16 protein-coding genes are annotated in these 19,316 nt (G+C 59.2%); 11 read left to right on the top strand and 5 right to left on the bottom strand.

The features are described from left to right. Positions 1 to 43: 43 nt before the first annotated feature. Positions 44 to 1,177, bottom strand: coding sequence for an RHE_PE00001 family protein (locus RHSP_RS31610; protein WP_004129279.1), 1,134 nt, complete (start codon positions 1,175 to 1,177; stop codon positions 44 to 46). Between the two features lie 170 nt (positions 1,178 to 1,347). Here RHSP_RS31610 and RHSP_RS31615 point away from each other — a divergent pair, with 170 nt between their 5' ends. Together RHSP_RS31615 and RHSP_RS31620 are read left to right on the top strand one after the other, a co-directional pair. After that, a complete protein-coding gene (locus RHSP_RS31615) occupies positions 1,348 to 1,635 on the top strand; it encodes a DUF7673 family protein (protein WP_004129280.1) in 288 nt (95 codons plus the stop codon). Beyond that, positions 1,635 to 2,789, top strand: a complete 1,155-nt coding sequence (locus tag RHSP_RS31620) for a site-specific integrase (protein ID WP_004129282.1) — start codon at positions 1,635 to 1,637, stop codon at positions 2,787 to 2,789. The genes RHSP_RS31615 and RHSP_RS31620 overlap by 1 nt, the downstream gene beginning before the upstream one ends. Before the next feature lie 38 nt (positions 2,790 to 2,827). Here RHSP_RS31620 and RHSP_RS31625 read toward each other — a convergent pair whose 3' ends face one another. Then, positions 2,828 to 3,952: a hypothetical protein gene (locus RHSP_RS31625; protein ID WP_004129284.1), complete on the bottom strand. Its 1,125-nt coding sequence runs from the start codon at positions 3,950 to 3,952 to the stop codon at positions 2,828 to 2,830. 169 nt (positions 3,953 to 4,121) lie between these two features. Between RHSP_RS31625 and RHSP_RS31630 the strand changes: the two genes are divergently transcribed. The 9 genes from RHSP_RS31630 to RHSP_RS31675 all read left to right on the top strand — a co-directional run bounded on the left by RHSP_RS31630 (position 4,122) and on the right by RHSP_RS31675 (position 18,131). Beyond that, positions 4,122 to 5,294 (top strand): AAA family ATPase, encoded by a 1,173-nt coding sequence (locus RHSP_RS31630; RefSeq protein ID WP_004129287.1) that lies wholly within the window; start codon positions 4,122 to 4,124, stop codon positions 5,292 to 5,294. Further along, on the top strand, positions 5,257 to 5,946 hold the full coding sequence (locus RHSP_RS31635; RefSeq protein WP_240535555.1) for an HNH endonuclease: 690 nt from the start codon (positions 5,257 to 5,259) through the stop codon (positions 5,944 to 5,946). Before RHSP_RS31630 ends, RHSP_RS31635 begins: the two co-directional genes overlap by 38 nt. 406 nt (positions 5,947 to 6,352) lie before the next feature. Then, entirely contained in the window at positions 6,353 to 7,567 is a 1,215-nt protein-coding gene (gene repA, locus RHSP_RS31640; protein WP_004129291.1) for a plasmid partitioning protein RepA, read from the top strand. Next, a complete protein-coding gene (repB, locus tag RHSP_RS31645) occupies positions 7,564 to 8,589 on the top strand; it encodes a plasmid partitioning protein RepB (protein WP_004129293.1) in 1,026 nt (341 codons plus the stop codon). The genes repA and repB overlap by 4 nt, the downstream gene beginning before the upstream one ends. A 156-nt stretch (positions 8,590 to 8,745) precedes the next feature. Then, positions 8,746 to 9,960: a plasmid replication protein RepC gene (gene repC, locus RHSP_RS31650; protein ID WP_004129295.1), complete on the top strand. Its 1,215-nt coding sequence runs from the start codon at positions 8,746 to 8,748 to the stop codon at positions 9,958 to 9,960. A 748-nt stretch (positions 9,961 to 10,708) separates the two neighbouring features. Beyond that, the gene (locus tag RHSP_RS31660; protein WP_338059956.1) at positions 10,709 to 11,635 is read left to right on the top strand and encodes a DUF3991 and toprim domain-containing protein; all 927 of its coding nucleotides are present in this window, start codon (positions 10,709 to 10,711) and stop codon (positions 11,633 to 11,635) included. A gap of 185 nt (positions 11,636 to 11,820) precedes the next feature. Continuing rightward, entirely contained in the window at positions 11,821 to 12,426 is a 606-nt protein-coding gene (locus RHSP_RS31665) for a DUF1419 domain-containing protein (protein ID WP_004129300.1), read from the top strand. A gap of 11 nt (positions 12,427 to 12,437) precedes the next feature. Further along, a complete protein-coding gene (locus tag RHSP_RS31670; protein WP_004129303.1) occupies positions 12,438 to 12,842 on the top strand; it encodes a DUF3085 domain-containing protein in 405 nt (134 codons plus the stop codon). Positions 12,843 to 13,028: 186 nt separating this feature from the next. Continuing rightward, complete coding sequence (locus tag RHSP_RS31675) at positions 13,029 to 18,131, top strand: DEAD/DEAH box helicase family protein (RefSeq protein ID WP_037155763.1); 5,103 nt, start codon at positions 13,029 to 13,031, stop codon at positions 18,129 to 18,131. Positions 18,132 to 18,211: 80 nt separating this feature from the next. Here RHSP_RS31675 and RHSP_RS31680 read toward each other — a convergent pair whose 3' ends face one another. The 3 genes from RHSP_RS31680 to RHSP_RS34990 form a co-directional block, all read right to left on the bottom strand. Further along, complete coding sequence (locus tag RHSP_RS31680) at positions 18,212 to 18,655, bottom strand: type II toxin-antitoxin system VapC family toxin (protein WP_004129308.1); 444 nt, start codon at positions 18,653 to 18,655, stop codon at positions 18,212 to 18,214. Beyond that, positions 18,652 to 18,891 (bottom strand): FitA-like ribbon-helix-helix domain-containing protein, encoded by a 240-nt coding sequence (locus RHSP_RS31685; RefSeq protein WP_004129311.1) that lies wholly within the window; start codon positions 18,889 to 18,891, stop codon positions 18,652 to 18,654. Before RHSP_RS31685 ends, RHSP_RS31680 begins: the two co-directional genes overlap by 4 nt. Positions 18,892 to 19,051: 160 nt before the next feature. Beyond that, positions 19,052 to 19,255, bottom strand: a complete 204-nt coding sequence (locus RHSP_RS34990; RefSeq protein WP_037155766.1) for a hypothetical protein — start codon at positions 19,253 to 19,255, stop codon at positions 19,052 to 19,054. Positions 19,256 to 19,316 lie beyond the last annotated feature (61 nt).

Genomic DNA, 19,316 nt, shown 5'->3' on the forward strand with positions numbered 1-19,316 from the left:
GACACAACGTCAAATTGATCACTTAGTTAAAACTCGCCAGCAATCAAATCACGCCCCACGCCCGAAACCTTCCCCTCCCGGTCATCTCCCGCAATCCCAGTTCGCCGACGATCCGCCGCGCCGCCTGCGGCGTGACCCCGAGCGTCTCCACGACCATGCTGGCCGACACCAGCGGTTTCGCCATCACCAGCTCGACCAGCTCCGGCAATTTTGAAGACGCCCGGCGCCCTTCCAGTTTCCGATCCATCATCGTTTTCGCCAGGGCCAGCCGGTCGTGCTCCTTCATCCCGATCTCCGCTGCCGCCTTCAAGCCGCGGGCGATCGCCAGCATCCGGACCTCACGATCGCGCTGCCGGCGCCGATCGACGGGGATGGTTTTGAGGCCGAGATTGACGGCGGCGAGATGCGCGCCTGACGTGACGCCGGCGTAGCGCAGGATGGAGGCGGCCAGCAGTCTGCCAAGCCAGGGGGCATGCTGCAGCACCGAAATCTCGTTCCAGGCATCGAGGGCGACGATCGCCTGCAGCACCGCCGGCAAATCTTGTGTCTGTCCCAGCACGTCGCGCCATTCGTCGAGCCGCGCGTCCTCGTCCCAGTCGAGATCGTAGATCATCGGATCGGCCGGAGCCCGGCCGGCCTTCCCGGCTTGCGCGATCGCAGCGTCCGAACGAGCCAGCACCGCATCGATGGCGGCATAGTCGACACCGGGGAGGTTTTCGCCAACGTCGATATCGTCCCCCTCAACCGCTCCGATGACGTCGGCCTGCGCCATGCCGGCATTCTTTTCGACGCCCCCATCGCCACCAGATGACGCCGCCGGCCACGCCTGCCCGCGTAAGCTGCGCAGGCCGTCAGCCGATAATGCCCACAGGGCCGGCTGCGCCGCGATGCGCCGGCGGGTTCCCAGCACGTCGCGCGCGATTGTCAGCTCATGGGTTGGCGTGCGAATATCTTTCGTGGCGTCGTGCAGGACGAGGTCTTCGAGGTGGACGAGTTCTCCGTCGAGCCACAGCGAGGCGCAGGCGTCGGCGAAATGCATGCGTTCAACAAAGCCGGCGCCAACCGGCGAACGGCTGATCCGTTCGTCCAGGCGCGCCAGCGCGATGCCGGCTTCAAAAGCCGACCCCATCAGGCTCTTCTGAGGCAAGTTCCCGAGATCGTAAGGCATTGAAAACATGGTAAATGATTTGCTAAACGAACTCTATCTGAAAGTTTGGGTTCCTCACAGGGTATGATCGAGGGTTGACTTGTCTACCATCGATAAGTATCGCTTATCGATGGTAGATTGACAGAGACCTCGAATCCCCCGATTCTGGGCTAAATCCCGTCCAGCAAAGGCTGTCCAGCATGGAAGATCGCGTCCGTTTCGCCCTCGAAAAGCTGCTCAACGTCGCCCACGAGGACACCGGTCAGGGCCGCCGCGTCGCTAACTTTATCCTCAGCTGGTGGAACGCCGAGGTGCATGGCGGTTTCGATCTGACCGACCTTGCCGATCTCGATCCTGAGATCTGCGAGGACATGATCACCGTGTTCACCTTTATCGCCCGCGAGGAGACGCTGTCCTATCCCGATGCCTACAAGCCGGAGATTGTTCAGATCATCCGCCGCTGGCGGCCGCATGTCGAGATCGAGTGATGGCGGCCCCACGGAGCTCAGCCAGCCTGTCCGGCGTGGAACGGCGTGCCGTCGAGCTTGATACGATCGCATCGGTACTGCCGATCGACCGCCGTGACGAACTCGCCGAACTGTTGACCGACCAGGATGTCGAAACCCTTCGCCACCTCGTCAACCAGGGCATGGGCGCCAACACGCTCAGGGCGCTGACCTCCGATCTCGCCTATCTCGAAGCCTGGGGATTGGCGACGACCGGACATTCCCTGCCTTGGCCGGCGCCCGAGGCGGTGCTGCTGAAATTTGTCGCCCATCACCTCTGGGACCCAGAGAAGCGTGCGGCTGATCCCGATCACGGCATGCCGGCCGAGGTCGATGACAACCTCCGGCGCCAAGGCCTCATGAAATCCATCGGCCCGCACGCGCCGGCCACCGTGCGCCGGCGGTTGGCGAACTGGTCGACGCTGACCAAATGGCGCGGCCTCGACGGCGCCTTCGCCTCCCCTGCCCTCAAATCAGCCATTCGGCTGGCGATCCGAGCCGTCCCAAGACAGCGGCGTCGCAAGAGCGCCAAGGCGGTCACCGGCGATATTTTGGCCAAATTGCTGGCGACCTGCGCCACCGACAGCCTGCGCGATCTGCGGGATCGCGCCATCCTGATGGTCGCGTTCGCCTCCGGCGGCCGAAGGCGGAGCGAAATTGCCGGACTGCGACGCGAACAGCTGACGGTCGAACCGCCGATCCCGGTCGAGGGCGGCCCTCCCCTCCCCTCTTTGGCCATCCATCTCGGCCGCACCAAAACGTCCAATGGCGAGCAGGACGCGACCGTTTATCTCACCGGCCGACCGGTGGAGGCGCTCAATGCCTGGATGACTGCCGCGAAGATCGACAAGGGCAGCGTGTTTCGGGGGATCGGGCGCTGGGGGACCGTTTCGAAACGCGCCCTCGATCCACAGTCGGTCAATGCGATGATCAAGCAGCGCGTGAAGATGGCGGGGTTGGACCGCGGGGAATTTTCGGCGCACGGGTTGCGGTCAGGATATTTGACGGAAGCTGCTAACCGCGGAATCCCCCTTCCCGAGGTGATGGAGCAGTCTCGGCATAGATCTGTGCAACAAGCATCGGATTACTACAACCAAGCGACCCGTCGAAGCGGCCGTGCCACTCGTTTGTTGTAGAGAAGTCAGCAGTAGGCACCAGATAAGTTTGGCTGCCCTTATAGATCCACTGCTCGTTCTTTCCAGTTGGTGCTCAATTTCCTTGATCGAAACGCATCGTAAACCCGCAATCCCAGCTCTACCTCATATCTGTCATCTTCGCCTTGGGCGAGCTTGATATCGGATAAATTCACATCGCCCATGAGTTGATGACCGGATATATCAATTATCTTCTTGTTCCAGAGGTGGAGGATATGGTTGTCGATGAATGGAGTGGTCGCTAAAGGTTCCGGAGTGGCAACCGCCGGTCTCGAATCTCTGAGAAGGGGCGGTACACCGGCTCTGACGATAGAAGTGCTGCCTCTGAAGATGTAGCTTGACCCGCCGATTAGTGGGTCACTAGGGGCGAGTGACGCGACATCAAAATAGAGAAAGGGCGCTCTATAACGTTGCACAACGATCTGGGGATAGAGATCGAGCATAACTGGTATGCCATCGTCGCTGTGTACCATCTTCCACAGCAGGAACGTTACGTCTTCGCACATTCGGAAGCAGTTTCCGTCATGATAGGCAGTTTGAAACCCCCCACCAAATGCTTCCCGAGTCCCAATCGTCCGCTCATTGAAGAGATGGAAACCGGTCTGTGCTATTGCTTGCATTCGGACGTATTCATTTTCATGAAACTCGCCGATTTGGAAATGCTTTTTGCCTATAGTTACTGGCAGCTGACGAAACCAGGCACCTCCAGATCCCGAATGCCAGGCTTTTGTCGCCGGCAGATCAAGCGCATGTATGTCGTTTCCGACCGCAATCGTCTCGTAGCGGGTACCGTCGACCCAGCTCACAATCACCGAAGTGTCTTTGCCGCAGAGCGCCGCTTTTCTGTTGAGCCAGCTCGACAGTTCTTCAATTTTGAGGCCTCGACCAAGGGCAGCAACGAGGTCGGAAATCACCATTTTGATTTTGGAGAAGTCACCCGCACCCAATGCCAGCACTTTCCCGTCATTTAGGATGCTCATCTTTTGAGAATATCGATAAGGTACCCATGCGTTTGCCTTGAATTCCTGTGATTTGAACTGGGTGCCGTTAGGCATTGTGCCATCTGTCGGTGGAACCTTCGCCGAGAGCATGACATCGGCGATTCCAATTGGGCTCTGGGGATTAAAGACCGCGATTAAAGTCATTGTAGATCTCGATTGTCATGTATTTCTCAGCAACCTAGGCGCTAAACATTTAAGATATATCGAACGTCGCGATTGGAGACCCGTGATGGAGAAGGGCTTGGAATCAGATCGTGATATGAAGTAGCGTAGTGTTTCCTATACACCCCTAACGTGCCATCCAGGACATCAAATGGCTCCCACGAACTTGCAGCGGCTTGGACTGGCAGACGATTGGCCTCCCGCCGAGAAGGTGGCGATCCTTGTTGGACCCAACGGATCAGGAAAAAGTCGCTTTCTGCGCGAACTCGCAATTCAGATCCGTGGTGATCGTGATTTAGCCATCATTTCTAATACCGCTCATGATCGTTTTTTAGGCTTGCGCGGATTGAAGCGTATTTCTGCGGGAAGAGGCAACAGATCCCCGAAGAGCATCGTCAAGCGTGCAATTGGAAGGACGATTGACCAACCCGATTCCCGCTTCTACCAGATTGGAGCGATCCTTGATTATTGCGGTTATCGGCCGCGGTTCGGGTTCATCGTCGATACCGACCCGTTCTCAGCTCATCTTGACCCGAGAAATTTCCTATTTGATCCAAACGACTACGATGCAGTTGTTGCATTCTTGCAGCGGCATAATCCAAAGGAAGTTCTTTGGGTCGATCAAGGTGAGTCGGCTTTTTCGTTTTCTTTGGGACGCGAATTTGGCGCTATCCTCCGCAGTGAGGAAAGCCTTCGTAGGCAAGGGCGCATTCGCGGAATCCAGGTGTTCCTGGAAAGGCGTGACGGGGAAATCATCGAGCTTCTGAATGCAAGTTCCGGCGAGCTGTCGCTCATCTCTTCCCTGGTATTCCTGATCAGCTCCATTGGCCAGGAACCTGTGATCCTCATTGATGAACCCGAAAACAGCCTTCATCCGCGCTGGCAGCGCGAATACCTCGAAAAGATCCTTGCCGCAGTTTCCTACCGCAACGCAACGATCATCGTCGCGACCCATGCCCCTCTGATCGTTACCGGTGCCCTCGGCACTTTGCCCAATATCGTTACAGTATTCCAAATTCGAGACGGCGAACCATCGGCGCTTGATCTGAAGGAGGCCAAGGCCTCCGCCGCCAATGTCGAAGGAGTTCTCTGGCGAGCTTTTGATGTGATCACACCGGCAAGCCACTTTGTAAGTGAAGAGATGGTCGGCGTCGTGACAGGCGTAGAACGTGGTGAGATCACCCGCGATAGCGCGATAGCGCTTGTCAACGACATGGCACGCAATAGCTTTGATGAGAAACAACGGCAATTTTTCAGCGCTGTCCGCGATCTGATTGGACAGGTCGATGCTCAGCGACGTGAGGCCGAAAAACGCGATGGCTGACCCTTACCTGCCAGCGCTCGAGGATTTCGAGCTGAACGCGGACGAAACCGCAGCGGTTGCGAAAGCACTGGAAGACGACAAACCCTGGGATTGGAAGCCGGAGGATCAGAAGGAGTTGCAGGCACTCAAAAGTGCCAAGGACAAGATACTCGCCTACCATCTCTCGAGGCATGGCGGAAATTGTTGCTATTGCCGTCTCAACCTCAATGGCGCGGGTCCGTACATGACCGACCGTGAGCACATCCTTCCCAAGGGAAAGCCAGTTTATAAGCCATTCAGCTATTCCATTTGGAACCTGGCGGCGGCGTGCAAGCGCTGCAACATGCAATTGAAGCGCAGCGGTGACGCCTTTGTAGTCGATCCAGATGATTCAACGAAGTTCCAGGACAGTGAAAACTATCGCTTCGTTCACCCGAATTTCGACGCCTATGGCAAACACTTGATCCGCCTTCAAGCACAGGCTGACGCCAAGAACATCGTTATCTTCGTCAAAACGCCTGGAAGTGAGAAGGCGACCTATACGCATAATTTTTTCGCTCTGCACGAACTCCAAGTCGATAGTTTCGACAAAGCGCAGGGCCTCGAGGAGGAAAACTTGGAGACGGAGTTAGCGGCCAGGGTTCGAGCGCTCGCCAGGGAATTCGATCAGTAGGCTCAGGATTGCGCGGTAAGATTTAGCGCGTGCTGGGTGGCACCCTCCCCTCTCGCCCCGCGCACCTCAATAGCTCAGGGCCTGCCGGCAACACGGCGGTCGATTCGGTCCGAGGCCAAAAGTGTTGCGTCCAAAAGTGCAGCGGCTGGATTGAGTATCGAGTTTGCCTTGCTTTTTTTCGCGCCGCAGCAGATCGCAGATTTCTCCAGGTCAGACAGATATTTCCTTGTTTTCCATGGGTTCTGCGCTAGAGGTCATTGATCTCACGGGGTGAGCCAGCCAGTGTAGTAACAGCTTGTTAACCAAAAAACTCTTGCCCGATGCGCAGAATCGGGGCCTATTGCCATCGGCGGAAATCTTTTAATTTTTCGCTTCAAACCGCCACTGGCAAGAAACGGGTTACGAGATGGCGAAGAACGCCGTAAAAGCAGCGCCGGAGATCGAGGGACTGACCGCTTTGATGGAGCGTCATGCTGATGCCCTGTCGGGACAATTGCAAGCGCATCACGTCAAGGTCTTTCCACCATCCGCAGAAAAGGGAATCCGAGGTTTTGCGCCATCGGAGGCCGCCAAGCTTCTCGGCGTCAAAGAGTCCTACCTTCGCCAGATCGCCTCCGACATGCCGGAACTGAACGTCAGCACGGGTGCCGGCGGCCGGCGTATATTTTCGATCGAGGACATCCATCATATCCGCAAGCATATGGACCAGGTCGGCCGTGGCAATCGACGTTATCTGCCCCACCGGCGCGACGGCGAGCAGCTGCAAGTCATCTCGGTGATGAACTTTAAGGGTGGATCCGGCAAGACCACGACGTCGGCTCATCTGGCCCAATATCTCGCGATGCGCGGATATCGCGTGCTTGCGATCGATCTCGACCCTCAGGCCAGCCTATCGGCCTTGTTCGGAAACCAGCCGGAAATTCATGTCGGTCCGAACGAAACGCTTTACGGCGCCATTCGCTACGATGAAGAGCAGCGCCCGATCGAAGAGGTCGTCCGGGGAACGTACATACCCGATCTCCATCTCATTCCCGGCAATCTTGAGCTTATGGAGTTCGAGCACGACACGCCGCGTGCCCTGATGAGTCGCAAGGAAGGCGATACGCTTTTCTATGGGCGGATCAGCCAGGTCATCGAGGACGTCGCGGATAATTACGACGTCGTCGTCATCGACTGCCCTCCCCAGCTCGGCTACCTCACACTTTCGGCTCTGACCGCCGCAACGTCGATCTTGGTGACTGTGCATCCGCAGATGCTCGATGTCCTGTCGATGAACCAGTTTCTAGCAATGACGTCAAACCTGCTGCGGGAAATCGAAAACGCTGGCGCCAGGTTCAACTTCAATTGGATGCGGTATCTCATCACACGCTTCGAGCCGAGCGATGGGCCACAAAACCAGATGGTAGGGTATCTCCGGTCGATTTTCGGCGAGAACGTGCTCAATTTTCCTATGCTGAAGACGACGGCTGTCTCCGATGCCGGCCTTACAAACCAGACTCTTTTCGAAATCGAGCGTGGCCAATTCACGCGTTCGACCTACGATCGCGCCTTGGAGGCGATGAATGCCGTCAATGACGAGATCGAGTCTTTGATCAAGAAAGCGTGGGGTAGATCCACATGAGCCGAAAGGACATTTTGGGCGTTTCCGCAACCGTACCGACCGCGCCCTCGCCGCACGATCCGCAAGCGCCGAAAAGCCGAACCATGCCGCTTCTGGGCGTGGCTCGCAAAGACCGTGATCCAGCGACCAAGCTGACCGCCAATATCGGCAACGCTTTGCGCGAGCAGAACGATCGCCTGGAACGAGCCGAGGAAATCGAACGGCGTCTTGCCGAAGGCCAGGCCGTGATCGATCTTGATCCGAAGGTCATCGATCCTTCGTTCATGCAGGACCGGATGCCGGGCGACATTGATGGGCTGCTTTTGTCTATCAAAGAGCAAGGCCAGCAGGTGCCGATCCTCGTGCGCCCTCACCCACAAAAGTTCGGCCGCTATGAAGTTGCCTTCGGTCATCGCCGCTTGCGCGCGGTGACAGAACTCGGCTTGGTGGTTAAGGCTGTCGTCCGGGATTTGACGGACGAGCAGCTGGTCGTTGCCCAAGGCCAAGAAAATAACGAGCGTCAGGATCTTTCCTTTATCGAGAAGGCGCGCTTTGCCTCCCGTCTTAAGGAACGTTTTCCCCGAGATGTGATCATCTCGTCGATGTCGGTCGACAAGGGCGATCTCTCCAAGATGTTGTCCATCATCGAGGCTCTTCCCACCGACTTGATCGATGCTATCGGCCCGGCCCCCGGTATCGGCCTCAGAAGCTGGCAGGAAATGGCCGAGCTGATCGAAAAGGCGCCCTCGGCCGACAATGTCCTCGAACATGTGCGGTCCATTGAATTGCAGGCGCTTCAGTCCGCCGACCGGTTCAAGGCGCTGATTGCGCACCTGAAGCCGCGCCGGTTGCAACGCGGTCTCCCTGATGTCATGGCGAGCCCCGCTGGCGAGCGCCTCGCGCAGGTGAAGCAGAGCAAGACGAAGGTGGAAATCTTGATCGATCGGAAAGCGACGCCGGATTTTGCGGCCTTCGTGCTCGAGCATTTGCCTGCGCTTTATGAAGAGCATCGGGCGAAACAGAAACAGAAGAAGGAAGCGTAACACGCAAAAAGAAAAGAGCCCCCTCAACGTTGCCGTCGTGGAAGCCCTTCTGTCTCTTTAGCACGAACAGAATCGCATTTCCTCGAATCCTCGTCAAGAGTCTTTGGCACCGATTTGGTGAGCAAATTTCTTTTGCCTGCTGAAAGGTAAGAGACGATGCAAACGGGAAATGTGACGACGCCCTTTGGGCGGCGGCCGGTTTCGCTTGCCTCGGTCAGACGGCAGCAAGCCGCTGCCGAGATCGAGGCGGGGAAGTCGGCAGAGAAATGGAAAGTCTTTCGCGACGTTTCTGCGTCAATGGCTGTGCTTGGCATTCAGTCGAACAGCCTGGCGGTGCTTGATGCTCTGTTGAGCTTCTATCCGGAGAATGATTTGCGCCAGGACGCGCCGCTCATCGTTTTTCCGTCGAACGCACAGCTATCGTTGCGTGCGCATGGCATGGCGGGTTCCACGCTCCGACGTCATCTTGCGGCGCTTGTTGAGGCCGGCCTCATCGTTCGAAAAGATAGCGCCAACGGCAAGCGTTACGTTCGCAGAGACCAGTCGGGCGATATCGAGAACGCCTTCGGTTTCGATCTTTCGCCATTGCTGTCTCGCGCTGAAGAGCTGGCCATGCTGGCGCAGCAGATCGTTGCGGAGCGCACCGCCTTCAAAAGGATGAAGGAGAATCTGACGATCTGCCGGCGCGACGTGCGCAAGCTGATTACGGCTGCCATGGAAGAAGGAGCAGAAGGTGATTGGCAGGCGATCGAAGGCATTTATGTTGAGCTGATTGCGCGACTACCACGCACACCATCGCCCGCTGATGTGAGCGCAATCCTCGAAGACATGCAGATACTGAAAGAGGAAGTGCTCAACAGGCTGGAAAATCAGGAAAAAACAGAAAAAGCCGGCGGCAATGATGCCCATATCGAGCGCCACATACAGAATTCAAAACCCGAATCCATCAATGAACTTGAACCTAGCTCTCGAAAAGAGCAGGGGGCAAAATCGAGCGAAGCGAATGCAATGCAGCGAGAGCCACTAAAGGGATTCCCGCTCGGCCTAGTGTTGAAGGCCTGTCCGCAGATTGTCGATTATGGAGCCAGCGGCGGGATCGGGACTTGGCGTGAGCTGATGTCGGCAGCCGTCGTCGTGCGGTCGATGCTGGGAATCAGCCCCTCCGCCTACCAGGAGGCGTGTGAGGTTATGGGGCCGGAAAATGCGGCGGTCGCGGTAGCAGGCATCCTGGAGCGAGCAAATTTGATCAATTCTCCGGGCGGATATTTGCGGGATCTCACACGAAGGTCTGAGCGCGGCGGATTTTCGCTTGGACCGATGATCATGGCCTTATTGAAGGCGAATGGTCTGGCGCAAACGAAAGCCGGGTAGGGCGACCGAGCCATTTCGAGGAGAACCGCGGGGACGTTTTCCGATCAAAGGCTCCGTAGAAGAGTTGGTCGCGACCAACTGTGCTAAACCATTGTAGTCGCTGGGTTTTTGAGTTTCGATATTTTTGAGCGAAATCACCAGCTGTCGTTTGGCAGTTAAATTGAGATCGTGTGCCCACGCTGCATTGGACATTTAGGGGTTTAAGTATCTGTAAACACGCATGTTTAGCAGGCTTCCTCTCCGAGGAAATGAGGTTGCTGCCGTTGCGGAAAATCTCAAATTAGGTGCCAACTCACAAGCCAGAATCTCAGATTAGCTGCTCAATTTCAAATAATGTTCCGCGCTATGTTATTGAAAATATTGGAGTCAAAGCCTTGCGATTAGATGCAAAGCGAGACCTCTTCACACCTGCGTCTTGTACGCTAGCCACAACGACATCCCCTCGACGGTCAGTTCAGCTTGACGGCGGCGACGAGCTCGGCGATCGCCACACGGACGTCATCCACGAGTCCGATCCCCCATTCGATCACGGTGGCTCGTTGAGCCGGCATGTCCCTTTCGATAGTTGCCGCTTGCGAGCCGACGGCCGCAAGGGACGCTTCGCCGCGTCTGGCGAGTCGTGCCGGTGGCATCGTCTGAATTTGTGGCGCCAGCCGCGCCCTTGCCCCCTTGGCTCTTCGCGGCCTTTCACAACCATGTCCCGCATGGTGTGGGGCCGGTTGAAACAAAGGAAAGGCCGGGTACGAAGATGGCCCAAAAGGGAAGGATGAGAAGGAACGAAGTTGAAGAGTTGAGGGAGAAGGTGCCCTGTGCGGCGGTGCTGGATAAGGCAGGATTTGTGGTTGATCTGAGGGAAAGTACCCGTCGCGCCGTCAAATATCGCCGCGACGGTGATATCATCATCGTCATCCACGAGGGTAGGGGATGGTTCGATCCCTTGGGCGAGACCGATGCAAAAGGCGATGTGTTTTCCCTTGTCGAACATCTTGCAGGCGTCGGCTTCGCGGAGGGCCTCCTTCATGTCGCCGACCTGGTCGGCTACCAGCCGGCCAAGCCGGCATGGGAGCGGGCGGCGCGCGAACGATCGCGGAGCCAGACGGTCTCAGGCCGATGGCTTGCGCGGCGTCGGCCGTGGCCGAGTTCACGGACCTGGCAATATCTCACGGGTGAGCGGCTCCTGTCGGCTGCGGCCGTGCGTGACGCGATCCGTCAGGACCGCCTCCGCGAGGGACCCCATGGCAGCATGTGGGCAGCCCATGTGGACGACGATGGAGCAGTCACAGGTTGGGAAGAGCGCGGCCCGCAATGGCGTGGTTTTGCTTCCGGCGGAGCCAAGGTGTTGTTCCGCCTTGGCCGGCTCGATGCGCAGCGCGTCTGTGTTGCCGAAGCTGCTATTGACGCGATGAGTCTCGCCGAGTTCGAGGGTGGATCGGATGCCTGCCTTTATCTCAGTACCGGGGGCGGGTGGGCGACAGCGACTGAAGCCGCGATCCGGGCGCTGGCGGAACGCCGCGGGACCTTACTGGTGGCGGCCACGGACAGCAACCCGCAAGGGGATGCCTACGCTCGCCGTATCAAGTCGATCGCCGACGAGGTGGGCTGCGGCTACGAACGGCTGCGTCCAGCCGATGACTGGAATGAAGACCTGAAGGCAATGAAGAAAAAAGGGGGATGAACGAGAGGCCTGCCGCATGCCCGCCGGCCGCGTCAAGGATAAAGCTTCGCCCGGCTTGAGCCGGCCCTTGACCCGGCCGGTCGGGAAGGCGGCTGAGGGGGAGGGGTCAGGAAGGGCTGAAGAAAAGATGGGCATCCATGAGGATGGACCGCATTTCGGCTCGACGAGGCTGAAAGGAGCCCGCCATGAACCCCGCATCCGCCATCCGTAAGGTTTTCCAGGGTATCGCCACCCGCTCGGAAATGTTCCGCATGTTCGACCGTCACAAGCAGCGCCCGAACCGCTTCGAGGGTGACGATAGCGCGCTCTATGCCGGCGAATGGTTCGAGATCGCTCAGGAACAGTGCGACTATATGTTGGATATCCTTCCGCCTCTGTGGATCCGCGGCGAGATGTTCGCCATGCGCGAGTTCATATTCGGTTCCGTCACCAGCGTCTTCTTCACGCTCCGGATCGATGGCCGGACACGGTATTTCCACGGGAATTGTGATCTTTCCGACAAGGGTTCGGTCGAGCGCATGCGCGGTGCCATCATCGAGCGCGAAAGCCGTCCGGTGCGGGCCATGACGCGCGAGGAGCGCCTCGAGCATATCTGGAGCACGACCCATGACGACTATCGTGGTTATGCCGGCGACCGCTGGCCCGAGCAAATGCGCGGCAAGCGCACGGTGCTGCTCTACGGCGGTAGCGGAGATGCGGTCCTCAAGCTGCTGGAGGATCTGTCCGATGTGGAAATCGCCGCCAAGCTGCCGGTGCAGTTCCGCCATCTTCCCGAAACAGTTGCCGCGTGAGGGGGCCGGACATGACGCTGACCTTTCCTCTGTCCGCGATCCGCGAGGTGATCTCGCGCGGCGAAAGCGACGCTGAGGCCAATGGCGGCTTCCGCAATCCTCACTATGGCCTTGCACCGGGCAAGGACGAGAAGCCCGGTCTCTGGCTGGTTGGAGACCAAGGGATCTACGTCATGTCGAATGGAAGGCTGCGATCAGACGCCAGACCACTCGTGGTCTATGCGGAGGAATGCGATCCGCGCATAGGCGGCGACTGGTTTCATATCAAACGCAGGATCTATGGCGGCGACGACGGCGTGGACTTCATTGACGCAGAAAGCCTCGAAGCCCTGATATCGGCCAGTCCGACCGGTACGCACCTGCGCATCGCTTTCTCCGGGGAGACGATGCAAATCTACGTCGTTTCGCGCGGATAGCGCCTGCTCGCCCCTGAACCTGGCGGCCTCTCCATCTTTATTCCCAACCCCAACCCGTGGCATCTGCCGCTACCATCAAGGTCCCGTTCCGGACCTGACCTCCACTTAACCCATCTTCCACGCCATCGCCTCTGGATCCCGCGTCCGCGGGACGGCGACGTGCGCCCGTTTCAAGGAGACCTTCGCATGTCCAACGATCCGTTCACGCTCGACCTGTTCGGCAGCAGCGTCCTTTCCTCCGGTCTCGACCTCGGCATCACGACCTTCTCGCCGAGCTTCGACGATTATCCCGACAATGATAACGACCCTGATCCGAGGCCGCCCGCACCGGCGTCGCCGATGGCGCCGGTCCCCAAACCTGCCTCCGTCAGGAGGCACGGCGATCGCGCGAACTTCTACCTCGATGGCGATCGTGGTCTCGCGAACACCTGGAAGGAGCGTGCCCGCTGGAACGTCGCAATGATTCTTACCGCCAACGAGATCGAGCGGCAGGACAGGCCCGCAACGCATGAGGAGCAGGCAAAGCTGATCCGCTTCACCGGCTTCGGCGCCTCGGAGCTGGCGAATGGCATGTTTCGACGACCCGGCGAGACCGAGTTTCGCAAAGGTTGGGACACGCTCGGCGAGTCCCTGGAGAGCGCCGTGTCCGAAACGGATTACGGCTCGCTGATGCGCTGCACGCAATATGCGCATTTTACACCGGAATTCATCGTCCGGGCCATATGGTCTGGTCTTCGGCGCCTCGGCTGGCGCGGCGGTCGCGTGCTGGAGCCGGGTATCGGCACGGGCCTGTTTCCGGCGCTGATGCCGGAGGAACTGCGTCACATCTCCTATGTCACTGGTATCGAACTCGATCCGGTGACCGCACGGATCGTGCGGCTGCTGCAGCCGAAAGCGCGCATCGTCAATGGCGATTTCGCTCGCACCGATCTCAGCGCCATCTATGACCTTGCAATCGGCAACCCGCCGTTCTCCGACCGTACAGTGCGCTCCGACCGGGCATATCGCGGGCTGGGCCTGCGTCTCCACGACTACGTCATCGCCCGATCCATTGATCTGCTGAAGCCCGGCGCCCTGGCCGCCTTCGTCACCAGCGCCGGCACGATGGACAAGGCCGACAGTACCGCCCGCGAGCATATCGCAAAGTCGGCCGATCTGGTTGCCGCGATCCGTCTGCCCGAAGGCAGTTTTCGTTCCGACGCCGGCACGGATGTCGTCGTCGACCTTCTTTTCTTCAGGAAGCGGAAGGCAGGGGAGCGGACAAGTGATCTCTCATGGCTCGATCTGGAGGAGATCCAGCCGGCAACCGTGGAGGAAGGGGGCATCCGCGTCAATCGCTGGTTTGTGCGCTATCCGGATTTCGTGCTTGGCACCCATGCGCTCACATCCGGCCCCTTCGGTGAAGCTTATACGTGCCGCCCGCGGGGCGGCGACGATCTGGAGGCGGCGCTGGCGGCGGCCACTCAGCTGCTGCCGGAAGGAATTTATGACGGCGAGCCGACCCCAATCAATCTCGATGTCGAGGATGAGCTTGCCGATATCGTCGACCTGCGTCCCGACAACTCCAGGGTCCGCGAGGGCAGCTACTTCGTCGACACGAGGCAGGGCCTGATGCAGATGGTCGACGGCGCTCCGGTTGCGATCAAGGTGCGCAAAGGCCGCAGCACGGACGGTCTCCCCGAAAAGCACGTCCGGATCATTATGAAGCTGGTCCCGATCCGCGACGCGGTGAGGGAGGTGCTGAAGGCCCAGGAGCTGGATCGGCCGTGGAAAGACCTGCAGATCCGGCTGCGCATCGCTTGGTCGAGTTTCACGCGCGACTTCGGGCCGATCAACCACACCACGGTTTCGATCAGCGAGGACGAGGAACCCGGCGAGGTGCGGGAAGCCCATCGCCAGCCGAACCTGCAGCCCTTTCGGGACGACCCCGACTGCTGGCTGGTGGCCTCTATCGAGGACTACGATCTCGAAACGGATACGGCGAAGCCCGGCCCGATCTTCAGCCAGCGCGTCATCTCGCCGCCAGCGTCACCGGTCATCACATCGGCTGCTGATGCGCTGGCCGTGGTCATGAACGAGCGCGGTCGAGTCGATCTCGAGCACATCGCCGAACTACTGCATCGCGATGTGGCTACGGTGATCGATGACCTCGGTGACACAGTCTTTCGCGATCCCGTCGCCGGCTCCTGGCAGACCGCCGACGCGTATCTTTCCGGCGCCGTCCGTAGCAAGCTGGCAGTGGCGAAAGCGGCTGCCGATCTCAATCCAACCTTTCAGCGCAATGTCCGCGCCCTTGAGGCTGTCCAGCCGGTCGATCTTCGCCCATCCGATATTGCCGCCCGGCTCGGTGCGCCCTGGATCCCTGCTGTTGATGTCGTCGCCTTCGTCAAGGAGACGATGAACGTCGACATCAAGATCCACCATATGCCGGAACTCGGCTCCTGGACCGTCGAAGCACGCCAGCTTGGTTACACAGCAGTCGGGACGTCGGAATGGGGAACAAGCCGCCGCCATGCCGGTGAGTTACTGACCGACGCGCTCAATAGCCGGATTCCGCAGATCTTCGACGTCTTAAAGGACGCGGACGGCGAGCGTCGCGTCCTGAATGTCGTCGATACGGAAGCCGCGCGCGACAAGTTGCAGCGGATCAGGCAAGCCTTCCAGAGCTGGATCTGGACCGATCCGGATCGGACCGACCAATTGGCCCGCGTCTATAATGACCGGTTCAACAACCTCGCGCCAAGGCGGTTCGACGGCTCCCATCTCAAACTTCCCGGCGCCTCTGGCGCCTTTGTTCTTTATGGGCATCAGAAGCGGGGCATCTGGCGCATTATTGCCGATGGCTCCACCTATCTCGCGCACGCCGTCGGCGCCGGCAAGACGATGACTATGGCGGCCGCTATCATGGAACAGCGCCGGCTCGGCTTGATCGCCAAGGCGATGCTGGTCGTTCCCGGCCATTGCCTGGCGCAGGCCGCGCGAGAGTTTCTGGCACTCTATCCCTCCGCCAACATCCTCGTCGCCGACGAGACCAACTTCACTAGGGATAAGCGCTCGCGGTTCCTGAGCCGAGCGGCGACCGCCACATGGGACGCGATCATCATCACACATTCCGCCTTCAAGTTTATCGCGGTCCCATCGGCCTTCGAACAGCAGATGATCCAGGACGAGCTGGAGCTCTATGAGGAGCTGCTGACAAAGGTCGACAGTGAGGACAGGGTTTCGCGCAAGCGGCTGGAACGCCTGAAGGAGGGATTGGAGGAACGGCTACAGGCGCTTGTCACCCGCAAGGACGACCTGCTGACCATCTCCGAAATCGGTGTCGACCAGATCATCGTCGACGAAGCGCAGGAGTTTAGAAAACTCAGCTTCGCCACGAACATGAGCACCCTGAAGGGCATCGATCCGAACGGCTCGCAGCGCGCCTGGGATTTGTATGTCAAAGCCCGGTTCATCGAAACGAAGAACCCGGGCAGGGCACTGGTTCTGGCCTCGGGCACCCCGATCACCAATACGCTCGGCGAGATGTTCTCGATCCAGCGGCTGCTCGGATATACCGCACTTGCCGAACGCGGGCTGCACGAATTCGACGCCTGGGCGTCGACCTTTGGCGATACAACGACCGAGCTTGAGCTGCAGCCGTCGGGCAAATACAAACCGGTCAGCCGGTTTGCGTCCTTTGTCAACGTTCCGGAACTGATCGCCATGTTCCGCAGCTTCGCCGACGTCGTCATGCCGGCGGATTTGCGCGACTACGTCAAGGTGCCTGATCTCTCCACCGGCCGGCGGCAGATCCTGACCGCCAAGCCGACCCCCGCCTTCAAATTCTATCAAAGGATTCTCGAACAGCGCATCAAGGACATCGAGATGCGTGAGGGGCCGGCGCAGCCCGGCGACGACATCCTGCTGTCGGTTATCACCGATGGTCGTCATGCGGCGATCGATCTGAGATTGGTCATTCCGGCCAATGACAACGAAGAAGACAACAAGCTCAATCTCCTGATCCACAATGCCTACCGTATCTGGAAGGAGACCTCGCAACACACCTATCTCCGCCCGGATGGCAAGCTGTTCGAACTCCCCGGCGCCGCGCAGATGATCTTTTCCGATCTGGGCACGATATCCGTCGAAAAGACTCGCGGCTTCTCGGCCTATCGCTGGATCCGCGACGAGTTGGTCCGTATGGGCGTCCCTGCCAGCGAGATCGCCTTCATGCAGGACTATAAGAAGACGGAGGCCAAGCAGCGGCTGTTTGGCGATGTCCGGTCCGGCAAGGTGCGTTTCCTCATCGGGTCCTCGGAAACCATGGGGACCGGCGTCAACGCCCAGCTTCGCCTGAAGGCGCTCCATCATCTCGATGTGCCGTGGCTGCCGTCGCAGATTGAACAGCGCGAGGGCAGGATCGTCAGGCAGGGCAATCAGCACGACGAGATCGACATCTACGCCTACGCGACCGAAGGGTCGCTCGACGCTCAGATGTGGCAGAACAATGAGCGAAAAGCCCGCTTCATCGCGGCCGCGCTTTCCGGCGACACGTCGATCCGCCGGCTGGAGGATATGAGCGAGGGCGCCGCCAGCCAATTCGCCATGGCCAAGGCGATCGCCAGCGGCGACGAACGGCTGATGCTCAAGGCCGGTCTGGAGGCCGATATCGCCCGTCTAGAGCGCCTGCGCGCCGCCCATGAAGATGATCAATATGCGGTCCGCCGGCACATCCGTGATGCCGAGCGCGATATCGAGGTTTCGACACGGCGGATCGGCGAAATCGGTCAGGACATCGAACGGCTGGTGCCAACCGCCGGTGACGCTTTCACAATGACCGTTAGGGATAAGGCCTTCGACGAACGCAAGGATGCGGGTCGCGCCGTCATGAAGGAAATCCTGACGCTGGTCCAGCTCCAGCAAGAGGGCGTGATGGTCATTGCGACCATCGGCGGCTTCGACCTGGAATATTCCGGTGAGCGCTTCGGCAAGGATGGATATCGCTACACGACCATGCTGATGCGCACTGGAGCCGACTATGAGATCGAGCTTTCCATGACGGTCACGCCGCTTGGTGCGGTTTCCCGTCTCGAGCACGCGCTCGATGGCTTCGAAGAGGAGCAGGGGCGCCAACGCCAGCGCCTGGAGGAGGCTCGTCGCAGGCTTGCGTCCTATCGCTCGCGGGACGGCGGTGAGTTTTCCTTCGCAAGCGAGCTTGCGGAAAAACGCCGACAGCTTGCCGATGTCGAAAAGGCGCTCGCCAAGGACGTCGAAGGAGCCGACGGCGCTATATCGATGGCCGCATGATTCCCCGATCTTGAGGGCCGGTCTCCGCCATCAGCGAAGGCCGGCCCTCATTCCGCTGGTGGTCAAACCGGTCCCGTCGCTCAATGCGAACCCGTTGCTATCTGCTCCATAGTCACGCACAGGCTGGCGAGTTGGGGAGGAGCCTTCTGGCTCACCACCCGGATCAACCGTTCGTCCGCCGTTACGAAGCGCCAGCCCCGGCTCGCAGCCAGGCAGATATACATGCAGTCGTAGGCCGGATGACCAAGCTCTATGGCCAGTTTGCTTGCCTGGGCGAGCAGCCCGCGCATGGGAAGCAACTCGATATTGCTGCGCTCCAGCAGCCTCGACGCCATCAACGCTTCATCGGACGTCAGTTCGTTGCGCCGGGTCTTCTTCCACAGAATGTTGGCGCACTCTGCCGCCAGCAAATCCGGAGCGGCGAAGAGATGATTGCGCCGCAGTGCCAGTGCCAACGGTGTGCCTTCTTCCTCAACGACCCATTTGACCGCAATGCTGGCATCGATGACGAGCGTTTCCGTCACCGCTCATCACGTCCTTCGCGCAGCAGGACCTCGGAAGGCGTCTGCGTTCGCTTGGCGGTCAGCTGGCGTAGCTGCGCGGCCAGCTCGTCGAAGGAAGGCTCGACCTCCGTTTCCAGGGCCTGTCTCAGGATCTCGCGATGCTCTGCTTCGGCGGAACGGCCGTGCCGTGCCGCCCGCGTCTTGAGCTTGGCGATCAGGTCGTCGTCCAGATTGCGAACGTGCAGGTTGCCGGCCATGTCGGTCTCCATGATCTCACTGAGCACAAAGATAGCAACTGGGTGACACTCGATCAAGATTGCCTTGGCCAGGCGAAAGGCGCGAATGCGCACGGCCGGGAAGGAGTGAGGAAAGTAAGGCAGCAGAAAAGTGCCTGATCGCCGTCAGCCGCCTCTCTTCTCAGGACTTTTTGCGGTCGAGCCATGCGATTTTCTCGTCGGGGATCGTCTCTCCGGAGGGGCTGTTATTGGCATCCTGCTCTGCAACCTCGCGGGCAGTGCCAGCGAGGTCGAGCGCTCCCCAGATGGATGGACGGTCCTTCTGCCGCGCCTTGGAGCGCGACGGTTTGATCTCGACGATGAATGGTCGCTTCGGCTGTTTCATGCTTTTACGGGATCCCCTAATTTTTGTGAACGGTAGCAGGCTCGGCTGGTCTGTGGCCCAG

The sequence above is a fragment of the Rhizobium freirei PRF 81 genome, assembly GCF_000359745.1.
GTDB lineage: Bacteria > Pseudomonadota > Alphaproteobacteria > Rhizobiales > Rhizobiaceae > Rhizobium > Rhizobium freirei.